A 15,617-nucleotide genomic window follows, 5' to 3' on the forward strand; every position below is an offset into this window, starting at 1 on the left:
ACAGAAATGCGGATAGGTGGCGTCGAGAGAAATCTTTTTGTGACTCAGTTAAATATATGCCTAAAGGGGTAGTGATATCTTCTGCCATGGGAGATATGTCGTGCTACAGCCTTGGTATAAATAACTAAAAAGCAATGTGGTACGAAATAGCTATATATGAGTATGTGAAATAATATGGTGGAGGAACACTCTATGTTCACGGGAGCACTTAAGAAAACAGCACTGGCTGCTCTGATTTCCGGCATGATGGCCGGTACAGCTTATGCCGGCGCAGATGTATTGGCGGATTTTCATGGTGAAATGGGCGGTTGCGATACTTGCCACGTTTCCAAGAAAGGCCCGACCGATGACAACCTGACCCATGAGAACGCCCAGTGCGTTAGCTGCCACGGTGATCTGAACGAGATTGCTGCCGGTGAAAAAGATCTGAAGATTTCTCCACACAAGTCTCACCTGATCGGTGAAATCGCTTGTACTTCTTGCCACAAAGGCCATGAAAAATCAGTTGCTTACTGTGACGCTTGCCACAGCTTCGGCTTCGATATGCCATTCGGCGGCAAGTGGGAGCGTAAGTTCGTTCCTATCGATGTGCAGAAAGATGCTCAAGACAAAGCTATCGCAGCCGGTCCTCGTGAAACCACTGACGTGGTTATCATAGGTTCTGGCGGTGCCGGTCTGGCCGCCGCAGTATCTGCTCGCGACAACGGTGCCAAAGTCATTCTGCTGGAAAAAGAGCCTATCCCAGGTGGTAACACCAAGCTGGCTGCCGGCGGTATGAACGCTGCTGAAACCAAGCCTCAAGCGGCTCTGGGTATTAAAGACAAGAAAGAGATCATGATTGAGGACACCATGAAAGGTGGCCGTAACATCAACGATCCTGAGCTGGTTAAAGTTCTGGCCAACAACTCCTCCGATTCTATCGACTGGTTGACTTCTATGGGCGCCGATATGACTGACGTAGGTCGTATGGGTGGTGCCAGTGTTAACCGTAGTCACCGTCCAACCGGTGGTGCCGGTGTAGGTGCTCACGTTGCCCAAGTATTGTGGGACAACGCTGTTAAGCGCGGTACCGATATCCGTCTGAACAGCCGCGTTGTACGCGTACTGAAAGATGATTCAGGCAAAGTGACCGGCGTTCTGGTTGAAGGTAAGTACACTGGTTACTACGTGATCAAGGCTGATGCCGTGGTTATGGCTACCGGTGGTTTCGCCAAGAACAACGACCGCGTTGCCAAGTACGATCCTAAGCTGAAAGGTTTTGCTGCTACCAACCACCCAGGTGCAACCGGTGACGGTCTGGATGTTGCCATGCAAGCCGGTGCCGATACCCGCGATCTGGAATGGGTACAGGCTCACCCAACTCTGTCTCCACGTGGTGGTGTGATGGTAACTGAAGCCGTACGCGGTAACGGTGCTATCCTGGTTAACCGTGAAGGTGACCGTTTCGTCAACGAAATCACTACTCGTGACAAGGCTTCTGCGGCCATCCTGAAACAGAAAGGTGCCAGCGCCTTCCTGGTGTTCGATGACTCAGTTCGCAAGAGCTTGAAGAAGATTGAAAACTATGTCCACCTGGGCATTGTTGATGAAGGTAAGACCCCTGAAGAACTGGCCAAGAAGATTGGTGTTCCTGGTGCCGAACTGGCCAAGACTATCGCCAGCTACAACGGTTTCGTGAAGTCTGGTAAAGACACTCAATTCGAGCGTCCTAACCTGCCTCGTGAACTGGGTACTGCCCCTTACTACGCTATCGAAGTTAAGCCAGCTGTACACCACAGCATGGGTGGCGTGAAGATCGATACCAAGGCTGAAGTGAAAGCCAAAGATGGTCATCTGATCCAGGGTATGTATGCTGCCGGTGAAGCAACCGGTGGTGTTCACGGTGCCAACCGTCTGGGCGGTAACGCTATCTCTGATATCGTAACCTTCGGTCGTATCGCCGGTGCTGAAGCTGCCAAGTACGCTAAAGAGCACTAGGCCAAACTAATTCTCCGATAGCACGGAGTCGGGGCGCTTGAGCCCCTCATCAAAAAAGCGGACTGTCAGGAGTCCGCTTTTTTCTTTTTGTTGCGCTGCATCATGTTTCCGGTGAGATTGTCTGTGCCAGGCAAAGACAAGTTTAGGTAATTCACTTACAATTTTAGCTATCATTCCAATTACCGGGTCATAAACAGCATGAAGATAGGTTTTTTCAGCGCCAAGCGTTACGACATGCAGCATTTCAACCGTACCAACCAGGCCTTTGGGGCTCAAATAGAGTACTTCGACGTGCGCCTTTGCATGCAAACAGTGAAACTGGCTTACGGATTCGAAGTGATCTGCGCCTTCGTCAACGACGAACTCAATGACGAGGTGCTGACAGAACTGGCCGTCAACGGCACCCGGATCATCGCCATGCGCTGTGCAGGCTTTAATAATGTCGACCTGGATGCGGCCAAGCGTCTGGGAATGAATGTTGTCAATGTCCCTGCTTACTCTCCAGAATCTGTGGCCGAACATACGGTCGCCCTGATGTTGACCCTGAACCGCAAGATCCATAAGGCGTATCAACGCACCCGGGATGCCAACTTCTCTCTCGAAGGGTTGGTGGGCTTCAACATGTTCGGTAAGACTGTGGGCGTGGTCGGCACAGGGAAAATCGGTATCGCCACCATCAAGGTCTTGCTGGGCTTTGGCTGTAAAGTACTGGCGTTTGACCCTTATCCCAACCCGCAAGTAGAGGCGCTGGGGGCTCGCTATGTCACTCTGGATGAAATGTACCAACAGAGCGATATCATCAGTCTTCATTGCCCGCTGACGGCGGAAAACCGCCATCTGCTCAACGCAGACAGCTTTGCCAAGATGAAGCCGGGCATGATGGTGATTAACACCAGTCGTGGCGGCTTGCTCAACGCCATAGATGCCATGGAAGCGCTCAAGCTCGGACAGATAGGTTCGTTGGGGTTGGACGTGTATGAGAACGAGAAAGAGCTGTTCTTTGAAGATAAGTCCAACGAAGTGATCCAGGACGATGTATTCCGGCGTTTATCGGCTTGCCACAATGTGATCTTTACCGGTCACCAGGCGTTTTTGACCGAAGAGGCCTTGGGCGCCATCGCCCACACCACACTGTCCAATGTACAGAAACTCCTCAGCGGTGAGCGTTCGGGTAACGAGCTTTTCTAAGGAAGGTGCGAACAAGTCCCATGTGTGCTCTGCGTCGGCTTACAGGCCTGGATGCAAGGCGTGGTTCGTAGCAAATGGCCTTAGTCCTTTGCAAGAAGCACAACACAGCAGACAGGTTTGTAAGCCACGCCCTTTGGGGCTTTCACAGCAACCGGCTTTCTGCGTTATCCGACTTCGACAGGCCCCGGCATGCCTTCAGTCAGATGCCTTGAACGCCAATTGCTGTGCAAGCCAGAGTGCCACGAGGACTTATTCGCACCTTCCCTAAAGATAAATACTGACACCCGACTCCCCGATTGCTAGATTGAGGTTACCGCATCGGGGAGATGCTCATAGGGAGGTGTCATGCTGGTTACACAGAGTCTTCATCAACTGCCGACGGCAAGCGGCAGCATGCAAACCCGGGTCTATCGTCCCGATAGCGAGGGTTGTTTTCCCGCCATCATTTTTTACTCGGAAATCTTTCAGGAAACCGCCCCCATAAGCCGCATGGCTTGCATGCTGGCCGGTCATGGCTTTGTGGTATTGGTGCCGGAGATTTTTCACGAGCTCAATCCGCCGGGCACTGTGCTTGGTTATGATGACAGTGGCAAGGACAAAGGCAACAGCGACAAGCTGAGCAAGCCATTGGAAGCCCACGATGATGATACTCAGGCGTTGGTGGATTTTATCCGCGCTCAGCCCTGGAGCCGCGGCCGGATTGGTGCCATGGGGGTCTGCGTTGGCGGTCACCTGGCATTTCGCGCCGCCCTTAACCCCGACATCGCAGCGGCATTTTGTCTCTATGCCACAGATATTCACAGCGGCGCTATCCCGAGTGCGCCGGGGAATGACTCTCTGAGCCGCTGCCGGGATATTCGCGCCGAGTTGGTGATGATCTGGGGCAAGCAGGACCCCCATGTGCCGAGTGAAGGGCGCCGTCTCATCCAGCAAAGGCTGGAACAATACCAGACCTTATACAGCTGGCAGGAACTCAATGCCCAGCACGCCTTTATGAGGGATGGCGATCCCCGTTATGACCCGGCATTGGCGCTGCAGATGTACCAGCAGGCGCTGGCGCTGTTCCAGCGCAGGCTCAATTAATCCTGCTTGGTCAGTTGCTCCGGCTCTGTCTCTTGTGCCTGCGGCGCCGAGGCATTGCTGGGTGCCAGCTTCAGCACGGCTTTTTGCAGTATCAGGTTGTTGGGGTAGGTAACAGTATCGCCGTTGTCGCGGCGGATAAGCACGTGGAACAGCCCCACTTCCAACAATACCCCGGTAATATCTTCATCCTTGTCGACGACTTTGATCCGCTCACCGACTTTGTAGGGAAACACGAAAAAGATCAGCACCCCGGCGGTGAGGTTACTCAGTATCGACCACTGGGCCACCAAAGCCACCCCCAGCACGGCAAATGCCGAAGACACGAACAGTGAAACCTCCTGATAGCCGAGTCCCAGAGAAACGGCCATCAACGACAGAGTGACAAAGAACAACAGATAGCTGATAAAGCGGGTCACCAGGCTGGTACGGGCGGCGCTGACCTGTTTCTTGTCCGCCAGGGTTTGCACCGCATTTTTCAGCGCCCGCTGCAGAAAGAAAAACACCCCGAGATAGAGGCAGGCAATCAGAATATTGTGAGTCATATGGCGTATGCTTCTGTGAGAAATAAGGCATTTGCTGGCATACTAGCGACTTTGTCACAGGGGATAAACTCCCCAACCGAGAATTATTCAAGCATGGCAGATTATCGCACCTTAGTGCAGCAACAGGATGAATGGGGCAGCGTCGCTGTCCTCGATGATGGCGACTGTCGGATCTTGGCCTTCGGCGAACACGACGAGCAGAGCAAACTGTTGAAAAAGGCCCCTCATGTACCGCAGCACACCTATGTGCAAGCCATGCTGTTGGCGCTTTTGTACCTCAAACCCAAGAGCGCCATCATTTTGGGGCTGGGCGGCGGCGCCTTGGTGCATGCGCTGAGGCATTTTGATGCCGCTATCAAGCTGACAGCGGTCGAGTTGCGCCCCCTGGTGCTTGAGTTGGCCAAGAGCCATTTTCAACTGCCACTGTCGAAAAAGCTGAACCTTATCAATCAGGATGCCAATCAGTTTCTGGCCAGTGCCGATCACAAGAAGGTAGATATTATCTTCGCCGATCTCTACGGCTCTGAAGGGGTGGATGCCGGTCAGCTGAGCCAAGCCTTTATCGAGCAGAGCCTGGCACTGCTCAAGAGTGAAGGTTTGCTGGTGCTCAACTGCTGGAAAGAGCACAGTCAGGACAGAGGCCTGCTGGCTCGCCTACAGCAACATTTCCCCGATGTGCGGGCCTGCCTCACGGGGGGCGGCAACTGGGTAGTGTTTGCCTCAAGGACACCGAAAAACTTTACCAGTGCCGGGCTCAAACAGGGCGCCGCCGGCTTGTCTGCTGTGCTGGACTGCGATCTCGGCCGCTCTCTCAGTCGCTTCGAACTCTGGCAGTAGGCTAATTTGTAAGGGATTGTTAAGGGCACTAGTCCGTAAAAGCCCTGATGTTATATTTGTCTGCCCCTCAATAATGATAAGCAGTACAAATGAATAAAAACAAAAGATTAGCAGTAAAACTTCTGACCCTATCCTGCCTTGTGGGCGCTGGGACGACACAGGCCGAACAGTATGAGTTTGCCACTCAAGTCGCCCCGGCCAACACCTTGGTGATGTTCCAGCATCAGGATGGCACCCTATACTCGGCCGCCGGATTGCAGGCGGATACCCGCAAACAACTGCAGCGCGCCATTGCGGCCGCCAACTTCAAAGGCCAGGAGGGCGAGCTGCTCGAATTGCTGGCCCCCATTGGTACCCAAGCAGAGCGCCTGCTGCTGCTCGGGCTTGGGGATGCTGAACTGACGCCGGGGGAGACAGCCTTGCTGGGGGGCAAGCTGTCAAATCACCTGGAAGCCGTCAAACAACCCAAGGTGGCGGTATGGGCCGCTGATATCCCAAATAGCCAAGGGTTTATCGCCGAATTGACCCAGGGGATTTCCCTGGCCAGCTACCGCTATCGGGACTTCACGGCCAAGCCGCGCACCGAAAAACAGTACCATTTTGCGGTCGCCGAGCCCAAGGTAGCCGAGACCAATCACCTCAAGTCGGCAGCGATTGCCGATGGGGTGGCGCTGGCGCGGGATCTGACCAACAAACCGGCCGCCGAACTCTATCCCGAGTCCTTTGCCGATGCGGCCAAGGAACTCAAGCGTCTTGGCGTCAAGATCAAGGTGTTGGAACCCAAAGAACTGGCCAAACTCAATATGGGTGCGTTGCTGGCCGTGGGCAAAGGCAGCGAGCGAGGCCCAAGACTGGTAGTCGCGCACTGGCAGGGCAGTGATGATGCTCCGGTGGCGCTGGTGGGGAAGGGGATTACCTTTGACTCAGGCGGCTATAACATCAAGGCGACCGGCACTTCGATTGCGCGGATGAAGTCAGATATGGCCGGCGCCGCCACAGTGTTGGGAACGGTCAAGGCGATGGCCGCCTCCAAGGCGCCGGTTAATCTGGTGGGTATCATGCCGCTGGCGGAAAACATGGTCTCGGGTCGTGCAATGATCCCGGGGGATGTGATCAAGACTGCCCAGGGGCTGACGGTTGAAGTCCTCAATACCGACGCTGAAGGACGCCTGGTGCTGGCCGACGGTCTTTGGTATGCCCGCGAGAAATACCAACCACAAGTGATAGTGGATGTGGCGACCCTCACAGGGTCCAAGGTGCGTGCCCTAGGGGTGGAATATGCCGGCCTGTTCAGTGACTCAGAACCTTTGGTGCAGCAACTGACATACGCGGGACAGCAGGTGGGGGAAAAGCTGTGGCGTCTGCCGCTGGATCCGGCCTACGGCGAAGAGCTGCATTCCAGCATCGCGGATTTAACCAACACAGGCCGTGAAGGCAGCGCCGGGGCTTCTTCGGCGGCGATGTTTCTCAAGCGTTTTGCCGGTGATCAACCCTGGGCTCATCTGGACATTGCCGGTAATGCCCTGGTCAGGAGCGACACTCAACTGGCTCCGGCCGGTGCTACCGGTTATGGTGTACGCCTGCTGAGCCATTGGTTGGAACAGCATAAGTTCAGCGAGAACCAATAGATCAATAACTTGCCCGGGAGCGAAGGGTAATCGCTTTTTTCGCTCCCGACACAAGTTCCTCTGAAAAACCGATTAAGGCAACAGCTTTTATCCGTTATCTTATTTTAAACCCTTTGGTTAATATGACTTCCATCGACGGGCAGCAATGAAGTTGACCCGGACAATTCAAACTGAAAATGGGAGCATACAATGACTCAGTCAATCATCAACTCTGTAATCAAACCCTTTAAAGCTACCGCCTTCCACAAAGGTGAATTCGTTGAGCTGACCGAACAGGATCTGCTGGGCAAGTGGTCTGTAGTTTTCTTCTATCCAGCCGACTTTACCTTCGTTTGCCCAACTGAACTGGGTGATATGGCTGACCACTACGAAAAACTGCAAGCCATGGGCGTTGAAGTTTACTCTGTGTCTACCGACAAGCACTTCACTCACAAGGCATGGCACGATACTTCCGACACCATCAACAAGATTCAATTCCCAATGATAGGTGACCCAACCGGTGAAATCAGCCGTAACTTCGGCGTGCTGGTTGAGGAAGACGGTGTTGCCCTGCGCGGTACTTTCGTCAGCAACCCTGAAGGTGAAATCAAAGTCGCGGAAATCCATGACCTGGGTATCGGACGTAGCGCCAGCGAGCTGGTTCGTAAGATCCAAGCTGCTCAATATGTTGCCACTCACGACGGCGAAGTTTGCCCTGCCAAGTGGCAGCCAGGCGACGAAACTCTGGCTCCTTCACTGGACCTGGTTGGCAAAATCTAAACAGCCAGCCTGACCCAGAAGGCTCCGAACCTCCCCCTGCAAGGGTTCGGAGCCTTTTTCCCCGCACTATTTCTGTTTTCCTTTAGTCTGATTCTGGAGTCATCATGTTGGATGCGAATCTGAAAAATCAACTGCAAACCTATCTGCAGAACCTCAAGCAACCAGTTGAACTTGTCGTATCTGCAGATGAAAGCCCAAAGTCCAAAGAGCTGTTGGCTCTGGCACAGGATATTGCCTCGCTCTCTTCCCTGGTCAGTGTGACCGAGCAGTCACTGTCCCGTACCCCGGCGATGCAGGTTACCTCAATCAAGGGTTCTGACATACGTTTTGCCGGTTTGCCCATGGGGCACGAATTTACCTCACTTGTGTTGGCTCTGCTGCACACAGGAGGGCATCCCATCAAGCTGGAGGCCGAGCTGATCGAGCAGATCCGCAGCCTGCCAGGGGAATATCATTTTGAAACTTTTGTTTCTCTGAGCTGCCAGAACTGCCCGGATGTGGTGCAGGCGCTCAATATGATGGCGGCGATCAACCCGCGGATCAGCAATACCATGATAGATGGTGCCCTGTTCCAGGATGAGGTTGAGCAGCGCAACATCATGGCCGTGCCTTCGGTTTATCTGAACGGCGAGCCTTTCTCTGCCGGCCGCATCAGCCTGAAAGAGATACTCAATAAACTGGATACCAATGCCTTTGCCCGCCAAGCCGAGAGCCTCAACCAGCGTAAGCCCTACGAAGTACTGGTGGTTGGCGCCGGGCCTGCCGGTGCATCAGCCGCCATCTATGCCGCCCGTAAGGGACTGCGCACTGGGTTGTTGGCCGACAAGTTCGGTGGCCAAGTCAGCGAAACCGTAGGCATTGAAAACTTTATTTCGGTCAAGGCGACTGAAGGCCCCAAGTTGGTGGCAAATCTGGAAGAGCATGTTCGCGACTATGAAGTGGATGTGATGGATAACCAGAAGGCGGTTCGTCTTGGCAGCAATGGCCTCTATGAAGTGGAACTGGAAAATGGTGCCGTACTCAAGAGCCGTACTGTCCTGTTAGCCACCGGGGCTCGTTGGCGGGAAATGAATGTCCCCGGTGAGCAGGAATATCGTGGCCGCGGTGTGGCTTATTGCCCTCACTGTGATGGCCCGCTGTTCAAGGGTAAACGGGTTGCGGTGATCGGCGGTGGTAACTCGGGTATTGAGGCGGCTATCGATCTGGCCAACATAGTCGAGCATGTGACTGTACTCGAGTTTGACAGCAAATTGCGCGCCGATGACGTGCTGCAGCGCAAGGCCAAATCTATGGGTAACATCACCATCATCACCCAGGCGCAAACGACAGAAGTCCTTGGTGATGGTAGTCGGGTTATCGGGCTCAACTACACAGACAGAGCCAGTGGCGAGCAGCATAATATTGCGCTGGCAGGTATCTTTGTGCAGATAGGTCTGGTGCCCAACACTGAATGGCTGCGCGGTACTGTGGAATTGACTCCACGCGGTGAAATCATTGTCGATGAACGCGGTCAGACTTCACTGCCAGGGGTGTTTGCCGCCGGTGACGTGACCAACTCGGCCTACAAGCAGATCATCATCGCCATGGGTAGCGGTGCAACCGCCTCTCTGGGAGCCTTTGACTACCTGATCCGCCATTCAGAGGATGAATCGGCAGCGGCTTGATGGGTTAACCACTCAACAGCTTTTAGCAACACAGCAGCCGGCCAAGTGCCGGCTTCTTTTGTTCTAAGGCAAACCTTTGGTTCAGCTGAGCGTCAGTCTCTTTGGGTTAATTTGAACCGTTTAGGGTCGATGCCGGTTGGTGGAAAATGACCTTGCCACTCGATTGCCTTGGCATTCCAGGTTTGGAGTAAATAACAATGTCTGCATCTTATTTGGCAAAGAGCGCCCTGTTGCTTTTGCTGTTGGGTTTGGGGAGTCTCGGTGGCTGCGCCGATATTCTATGCTCTGCCCGTACCGATGAAGCGGTTGCCGATGGTTGGCAGGATCACAATCAGTGTGTGCGTCAGGCGGAAGATAACTTACGTCGTCATCAGCAAGAACAGCAAAGGCAGCAGGATACTGCGACGCGTCAGGCATTGCAGGAGGCATTGGCGCAGCATAAGTGAGTCTTAGGTTCGCCCATGTATCCACAATAAAAAAACCGGCTTTGCCGGTTTTTTGCTATCGCCAGAGCCTTGGGAATATCAGGCTGTGGTATTGATATTGTGGCCTATGTTACCAACCGGGCCGGCAGGTTCTTGTGTCGGCGTAGCGGCCTGGATAAGTTGCAGTGCGATTTCGCCTTCGGCTTCTTGTTGCTGCTTGGCCAGCTGCGCGACTTTAACACCGACAGCGCCGGTATCCATATTGACCGACAGCGGCTGGGAGTTGAGAGAAACTGTCATGGCTTTCCTCTGGGTTGGAGAGTCGCTTCGGGACTCGGGCATGATACTGTTATCGGCATCAATAGCTATAACTTTAGCCTAAATCCCGCTTGTCCGGCAAAAAGCCAAGCCACCAATGGGCAACTTGGCTTCTTGCTGCTGCTCTGAACTTCAAGTCGTGATCCATCAAGCGGCCTTACGGCGGCGCTCTAACAGTTTTCTACCGCTGACTATCAGGATAGTGACGACTATGGCGCCGATAATCAGCCCCAATGCCAGGGTGACGCTCTGTAGCGCCGCCGGGTTGACCGCCAGGGTGCCGCCCAAGCCAAGCATCATGATGCCGGACATCAGCTTCAGGGTCTGGCCCTCTTTCTCGGTCAACTTACGTTTACCAAGCGTCATGCTGAAAGCAATCACTATGATGGCCAGTGGGATCACATAGACAATGTTGTACAGCACCAGGTACATATAGCGCTCAAAGCTCGGCAGGTTATGCATGGAGAGCACGCTGGTGTAGATCATAGGGAAACCCGCAGTACACAAGAGCTCATAGGCGTTGGCCAGAATCGCCAGCACTGTGGTACCGGCTATCATGGTCGCCAGGCTGGAGGCGCTGGACAGCTTACCCATACGCTTGATAAGCCCGGTGCGGTTTTCCGCCGACATGGATAGGGTTACTTCTCCTTTGGTAACGAAGTAGTCCTTCACGTTGATACTGCCGGCGATCAACGCCAGTATTCCCGCTGCCAGAATAATCATCCCGCCATCACTGCCGGCCCCCAACAGCTGGAAGATGTTGAGCCAGGCGGTCATAAACAGGAAGTAAATAAAGCCCGAGAAAAACACGAAGATACCACCAACCAACAGCATACGGCTGCGGCTCTTGGCGTTGACCATGATGGACAGCAGGAACAAGAGCACGAAGAAGGCACAGGGGTTAAAGGCATCGACACCGGCCAGTACCAGCGTCAGAATTGGCAGCGACATGGTTTCAGGTGTCACCACCCCAACCAGAGGCAATTCCACCGGCTGCACTTCGGGCTCTGCCGCCAGAGCCGTGGCATCACAGGTGCCATCGCCACCATCATTGGCGCAGGTGCCAAACAGCGGCGCCTGAGTTGAACCTGTGTTTGCCTGAGTGCTTGTTTGTCCCGGCATATCTTCCGGGCTCAACTGGCCGCCCGCCTGCAGGTAGCAGTTCTTGAGGCGGTTGAGCAGGAACTGACCTGTCACCTCTTCACTGGAATAACCGACTATCGCCTTGCCACAGGTAGCCATATAGGGCACTGAGCGGGCTTCTGTTCCTGTCTCTGTGGCCAACTGCTGCCACAGCTCCTGAGTACCCGTGGCGCCCACCATCACAGAGTGCAGCTCTATCCAGGGGTAGCGCTCCGGCAGAGAGTCGATGAATGGATGCGCTTCAGCGCAGTGGGGACAGGTCTTGGACCAGACAAAATATAAAGGAATTTTGATCTGCCCTTGCTGATCCACCTGTTGCCACTGGATCTGCGACGCCGAATTTTCGGTTGCGGCAAGGCCTGCGCTGAAACTCAGTAACAGGCAGAGAAAGAGGGTTCTTAACATAAGCTTACCTGTGTAAGAGGGATTAAACTGTATCTGAATGACCCATAGCCCGGTTCAGGCTACAAGTACCCTACAAATACTTTACTCCAAGCCCTTGGTATCCATGATAAAGCAGCATCAAAACTGTTAGCAGACTCGAAAAAGTCCCTAAAGTGAGACACATGGACATTTGTTAAGCTTTGAGTAATAAAACCGCATTCGAACAGTGCCATTGTGGTAAGCGACTTCAGTAATTTACTTTTTTGCCGCTAAACTTTTACTCCACCCTAAAAATTTATAGGACTTCTTATGCAGTTCACGCTTAAAACCCGCTTACTGCTGGTCAGTCTGGGCGCCGTTTTGCTTACGGTTGCCGCCCTGGTTGGCCTTTCCTCCTCTTCCATTCGTGATAATGCCATGCAGCGAACCCAGCGCGAGGTCGATCAATTGGCGAACACCTTTGCCGGCGGCATAGGGCAGTGGATGTATGACAGACAAAAGGCGATCAGCAGCATCAAGGGCACGCTGCAGCGGAACCCTGAGGTCAATATCCCCCCTTTTCTGATGCAGGCCCATGAGGCCAGCGGTTTTGCGCTGACCTACTACGGCGATGAGCAGGGCAACATGTACCGTCAGGACCCCAGCCTGAATACGGCTGGCTATGATCCCCGGGTTCGCCCTTGGTATCAGGATGCCAAGCGGGAAGGAGCCATGATAATGACGGCGCCTTATGTCAGTGCCACATTGCAAAAGCTGGTGGTCACCATAGCTGAGCCGGTAATGAACAGCGGTCGCCTGCAGGGCGTGGCAGCGGCTAATCTCACCATAGATCAACTGACAGATGCGGTGCGAACCCTCAAGGTGCCGGGTGACGGCTATGCCGTGATGCTTGAACGCTCAGGCTTGATTATCAGTCATCCGGACAAGGACCTGAACGGCCAGCAGTTCAGCCGTCTTGGCAGTGCCTTCAATCCTCAGTGGCTCAGCGCCAGGATCAGCGCCAATACCCTGGATGAGATGGCATTCGACGGTAGCAGCAAGCTGTTTTACGTGGCGGCGGTGCCTCACACAGATTGGGCACTGATGTTTGTGATGGACAAGGCAAGCATCATGGCCGAGGCTACCGAGCTGGCATGGTGGATGTCTGCGGTGGGCGTGTTGTTTTTGGTGGGCTTTGGTCTGTTGCTGGTATTGGTGTTCAAGAGCCAGTTCCGCGATCTGGAACGTCTGGCCAAGGCGCTCAACGATATTGCCGAAGGGGAGGGGGACCTCACAGTTCGCATCGAGACCCGTAATCAGCACGATGAGATAGGCATGCTCGCCGCCGGCTTTAATCGTTTTGTTGAACGCCTGCACGGCATGATTTCCCGTATGAGTGACATAGCCCAGCAGTTGGGAGGCCAGGCACAGGAGACCCGCCATTCGGCCGAGAGTAACAGCCAGAGCATCGAAGTGCAGCAGGACGAAGTCACTATGGTGGCAACCGCTGTGACCGAAATGGCCAGTGCCACCGAGGAGATCGCCAGCAATGCCGAACTGACGGCACAGACGGCGCAGTCGGCGGTCGGCCTGGCAGGCAGTGGACAACAGCAGGTGCTGCAGAGCCAGGAGTCGATTCGTAGCCTGGCGCAGGAAGTGGATACCGCCAGTCAGATCATCGGCGAGCTCAACGAGCACTCACAGAAGATCAACAGCATTTTGCTGACCATCAGCGGTATTGCCGAGCAGACCAATTTGTTGGCTTTGAACGCCGCCATCGAAGCCGCCAGAGCCGGTGAGCAGGGGCGCGGATTTGCCGTGGTAGCTGATGAAGTCAGGGTGCTGTCGCAGCGCACTCATGCGTCGACACAAGAGATCCAGACCATGATTGAGACCTTGCAAAAAACCGCTTCCAAGGCAGTGAATTCCATGGCTCAGAGTCATCAGATGGCCGAAACCAGTGTGATGGATGCCGAATCGGCCAGTGCCAGCCTGGAGCAGATAAGCCAAGCGATCACCCAGATATCCGATATGGCCAGCCAGATAGCTACAGCGGCCGAAGAGCAAACCTCTGTCACCAGCGAAATCAACCGTAATACCGAGTCGATTCGTGAGGTTTCTCAAACCCTATCTCTGGAGGCCAACAGCGCCACTGTCAAAGCGCAGGAGTTGGCGGAGTTGTCAGATTCGCTGCGCCGTGAAGTCGGCCGTTTTAAACTCTAGCGCAATGTCTAAGGAAGGTGCGAACAAGTCCCATGTGTGCCTGCATCGGCTTACGGGCCTGTAAGCCACTTCGCTCCTTCCCTAAGGGGCATTCATTTGTGGATCTTGAAAGTACTTAGTTATTCGGCGGCGCTTGGCTTTTCAATCGTCGCCATCATCTGTTGGTTATTACACCAATGCAGACTCACTTCGCGATTATCTTTATGGGTTGCCGTGCGGATACGAGTGACTATGGGGTGAGAGAAGTGTGCTGCGGTTAAATATTCTTTAACCCTTTCAATTCGTCTATTGGCAAGCCACATATTATATTTTTGTAAATCTTCATCGCCGATAGACTTATCCATATTGAATTCCAATAACAGATAGCCGCTTGAATTATCGCTATTATCAGCAACAATTTTATCCAGTTGCAAAGAATCCTGGGTACTGAAATAAGAGCTGTTCTTGGCATAATCGACATTGCCAAGCAAAACGCTTTTCTCACAGGTGGCTTGGGTCGCGCCGGTAAACAGCAGTAACCCCAGAATCAGGGCGCGCATATCATTCTCCTTTGACTATGACTTTATTATTGCTCACGTCCACTTTTGAGGCGCAAATTTAATCGATTGTCCAGGAAAAATCAATTTTATATGAATATCAACCTTTGCTGAATGATAGCGTCATAATACAGAATGAATGACGGAAAAATGTCGCAACAAATATAATTTCAATTGTTGCGACATTTATTTATATTCTTGCCAATAAATTGACTGAATATTAGGGAAGGTGCGAATAAGTCCTCGTGGCACTCTGGCTTACACAGCAATTGGCGTTCAAGGCATCTGACTGAAGGCATGCCGGGGCCTGTCGAAGTCGGATAACGCAGAGAGCCGGTTGCTGTGAAAGCCCCGAAGGGCGTGGCTTACGGGCCAGCCTGCTGTGTTGTGCTTCTTGCAAAGGACTAGAGCCATTTGCTGCGAATCACGCCTTGCATCCAGGCCTGTAAGCCGACGCAGAGCACACATGGGACTTGTTCGCACCTTCCTTAGCTCTAAATAATATCAGAGCTTCAGTTGATCTTAATATCATTCACAGTGAGCCCCACATCAAGGTTGTTGCGGGTGGCATTGGAGTAGGGGCAAACACTGTGGGCCTTGAGCACCAAGGCTTCGGCCTCGGCCTGCGCGAGCGGCAGAGTGACAGCCAGAGATACCTGCAGCGCAAACCCACCATCTTGACTGACCAAGCCGACATCGGCGGTGACAGGAGCACTGGCAAGCTTAATTTTGCCCAGGCGCGCCACATGTAAAATGGCGTTGGAGAAACAGGCGGCGTAACCGGCGGCAAACAACTGTTCCGGATTGGCCCCGGCTCCTGTCCCGCCCATCTCCTTGGGATAGCTTAGGGTCAATGACAGGGCACCGTCATGAGTGGCTACTTCGCCGTTGCGGCCGGCTTTGGCTGTGGCTTGAGTGTGATAGAGCATAG

At 53.6% G+C, this 15,617-nt stretch carries 14 protein-coding genes; 9 read left to right on the forward strand and 5 right to left on the reverse strand.

The features are described 5' to 3' along the window. Positions 1 to 192: 192 nt before the first annotated feature. The 3 genes from fccA to HCX89_RS14330 all read left to right on the forward strand — a co-directional run bounded on the left by fccA (position 193) and on the right by HCX89_RS14330 (position 4,248). Positions 193 to 1,977: a fumarate reductase flavoprotein subunit FccA gene (gene fccA, locus HCX89_RS14320; RefSeq protein ID WP_096140978.1), complete on the forward strand. Its 1,785-nt coding sequence runs from the start codon at positions 193 to 195 to the stop codon at positions 1,975 to 1,977. 198 nt (positions 1,978 to 2,175) lie between these two features. Further along, positions 2,176 to 3,165, forward strand: coding sequence for a 2-hydroxyacid dehydrogenase (locus HCX89_RS14325; RefSeq protein ID WP_167716505.1), 990 nt, complete (start codon positions 2,176 to 2,178; stop codon positions 3,163 to 3,165). A gap of 345 nt (positions 3,166 to 3,510) precedes the next feature. Continuing rightward, the gene (locus HCX89_RS14330; RefSeq protein ID WP_167716507.1) at positions 3,511 to 4,248 is read left to right on the forward strand and encodes a dienelactone hydrolase family protein; all 738 of its coding nucleotides are present in this window, start codon (positions 3,511 to 3,513) and stop codon (positions 4,246 to 4,248) included. Here HCX89_RS14330 and HCX89_RS14335 read toward each other — a convergent pair. Further along, positions 4,245 to 4,790 carry a mechanosensitive ion channel family protein gene (locus HCX89_RS14335; protein ID WP_025008938.1) on the reverse strand — a complete coding sequence of 182 codons (546 nt, stop codon included), beginning with the start codon at positions 4,788 to 4,790 and terminating at the stop codon, positions 4,245 to 4,247. The two genes, HCX89_RS14330 and HCX89_RS14335, sit on opposite strands and share 4 nt — an antisense overlap. A 93-nt stretch (positions 4,791 to 4,883) precedes the next feature. On the opposite strand from HCX89_RS14335, the gene HCX89_RS14340 reads away from it, so the two are divergent. The 5 genes from HCX89_RS14340 to HCX89_RS14360 all read left to right on the forward strand — a co-directional run bounded on the left by HCX89_RS14340 (position 4,884) and on the right by HCX89_RS14360 (position 10,124). Beyond that, positions 4,884 to 5,627 (forward strand): spermidine synthase, encoded by a 744-nt coding sequence (locus tag HCX89_RS14340; RefSeq protein WP_107005075.1) that lies wholly within the window; start codon positions 4,884 to 4,886, stop codon positions 5,625 to 5,627. A gap of 89 nt (positions 5,628 to 5,716) precedes the next feature. After that, positions 5,717 to 7,255 carry a leucyl aminopeptidase gene (locus HCX89_RS14345; protein ID WP_167716509.1) on the forward strand — a complete coding sequence of 513 codons (1,539 nt, stop codon included), beginning with the start codon at positions 5,717 to 5,719 and terminating at the stop codon, positions 7,253 to 7,255. A 189-nt stretch (positions 7,256 to 7,444) separates the two neighbouring features. Continuing rightward, complete coding sequence (gene ahpC, locus HCX89_RS14350; protein ID WP_028779456.1) at positions 7,445 to 8,014, forward strand: alkyl hydroperoxide reductase subunit C; 570 nt, start codon at positions 7,445 to 7,447, stop codon at positions 8,012 to 8,014. 104 nt (positions 8,015 to 8,118) lie between these two features. Next, a complete protein-coding gene (ahpF, locus tag HCX89_RS14355; protein ID WP_167716511.1) occupies positions 8,119 to 9,678 on the forward strand; it encodes an alkyl hydroperoxide reductase subunit F in 1,560 nt (519 codons plus the stop codon). Between the two features lie 197 nt (positions 9,679 to 9,875). Beyond that, complete coding sequence (locus tag HCX89_RS14360; protein ID WP_167716512.1) at positions 9,876 to 10,124, forward strand: hypothetical protein; 249 nt, start codon at positions 9,876 to 9,878, stop codon at positions 10,122 to 10,124. A 78-nt stretch (positions 10,125 to 10,202) separates the two neighbouring features. Here the strand turns inward: HCX89_RS14360 and HCX89_RS14365 are convergent, their stop codons facing one another. Continuing rightward, a complete protein-coding gene (locus tag HCX89_RS14365) occupies positions 10,203 to 10,403 on the reverse strand; it encodes a hypothetical protein (protein WP_025008941.1) in 201 nt (66 codons plus the stop codon). Positions 10,404 to 10,568: 165 nt separating this feature from the next. After that, positions 10,569 to 11,969: a cytochrome c biosynthesis protein gene (locus HCX89_RS14370; RefSeq protein WP_025008942.1), complete on the reverse strand. Its 1,401-nt coding sequence runs from the start codon at positions 11,967 to 11,969 to the stop codon at positions 10,569 to 10,571. 288 nt (positions 11,970 to 12,257) lie between these two features. On the opposite strand from HCX89_RS14370, the gene HCX89_RS14375 reads away from it, so the two are divergent. After that, on the forward strand, positions 12,258 to 14,150 hold the full coding sequence (locus tag HCX89_RS14375) for a methyl-accepting chemotaxis protein (protein WP_167716514.1): 1,893 nt from the start codon (positions 12,258 to 12,260) through the stop codon (positions 14,148 to 14,150). 119 nt (positions 14,151 to 14,269) lie between these two features. On the opposite strand, the gene HCX89_RS14380 is transcribed toward HCX89_RS14375, so the two are convergent. Both HCX89_RS14380 and HCX89_RS14385 read right to left on the reverse strand, forming a co-directional pair. After that, positions 14,270 to 14,689 (reverse strand): hypothetical protein, encoded by a 420-nt coding sequence (locus HCX89_RS14380; protein ID WP_044735148.1) that lies wholly within the window; start codon positions 14,687 to 14,689, stop codon positions 14,270 to 14,272. Positions 14,690 to 15,198: 509 nt separating this feature from the next. Beyond that, entirely contained in the window at positions 15,199 to 15,615 is a 417-nt protein-coding gene (locus HCX89_RS14385) for an organic hydroperoxide resistance protein (RefSeq protein WP_025008945.1), read from the reverse strand. Positions 15,616 to 15,617: the final 2 nt, after the last annotated feature.

The sequence above is a fragment of the Shewanella sp. Iso12 genome (assembly GCF_012030025.1).
In the GTDB taxonomy this organism is placed as follows: domain Bacteria; phylum Pseudomonadota; class Gammaproteobacteria; order Enterobacterales; family Shewanellaceae; genus Shewanella; species Shewanella algae.

Coding starts and splice junctions, on each gene's coding strand:
- fccA (WP_096140978.1), top strand. CDS start 193: ATGTTCACGGGAGCACTTAAGAAAACAGCACTGGCTGCTCTGATTTCC.
- HCX89_RS14325 (WP_167716505.1), top strand. CDS start 2,176: ATGAAGATAGGTTTTTTCAGCGCCAAGCGTTACGACATGCAGCATTTC.
- HCX89_RS14330 (WP_167716507.1), top strand. CDS start 3,511: ATGCTGGTTACACAGAGTCTTCATCAACTGCCGACGGCAAGCGGCAGC.
- HCX89_RS14335 (WP_025008938.1), bottom strand. CDS start 4,790: ATGACTCACAATATTCTGATTGCCTGCCTCTATCTCGGGGTGTTTTTC.
- HCX89_RS14340 (WP_107005075.1), top strand. CDS start 4,884: ATGGCAGATTATCGCACCTTAGTGCAGCAACAGGATGAATGGGGCAGC.
- HCX89_RS14345 (WP_167716509.1), top strand. CDS start 5,717: ATGAATAAAAACAAAAGATTAGCAGTAAAACTTCTGACCCTATCCTGC.
- ahpC (WP_028779456.1), top strand. CDS start 7,445: ATGACTCAGTCAATCATCAACTCTGTAATCAAACCCTTTAAAGCTACC.
- ahpF (WP_167716511.1), top strand. CDS start 8,119: ATGTTGGATGCGAATCTGAAAAATCAACTGCAAACCTATCTGCAGAAC.
- HCX89_RS14360 (WP_167716512.1), top strand. CDS start 9,876: ATGTCTGCATCTTATTTGGCAAAGAGCGCCCTGTTGCTTTTGCTGTTG.
- HCX89_RS14365 (WP_025008941.1), bottom strand. CDS start 10,403: ATGACAGTTTCTCTCAACTCCCAGCCGCTGTCGGTCAATATGGATACC.
- HCX89_RS14370 (WP_025008942.1), bottom strand. CDS start 11,969: ATGTTAAGAACCCTCTTTCTCTGCCTGTTACTGAGTTTCAGCGCAGGC.
- HCX89_RS14375 (WP_167716514.1), top strand. CDS start 12,258: ATGCAGTTCACGCTTAAAACCCGCTTACTGCTGGTCAGTCTGGGCGCC.
- HCX89_RS14380 (WP_044735148.1), bottom strand. CDS start 14,689: ATGCGCGCCCTGATTCTGGGGTTACTGCTGTTTACCGGCGCGACCCAA.
- HCX89_RS14385 (WP_025008945.1), bottom strand. CDS start 15,615: ATGCTCTATCACACTCAAGCCACAGCCAAAGCCGGCCGCAACGGCGAA.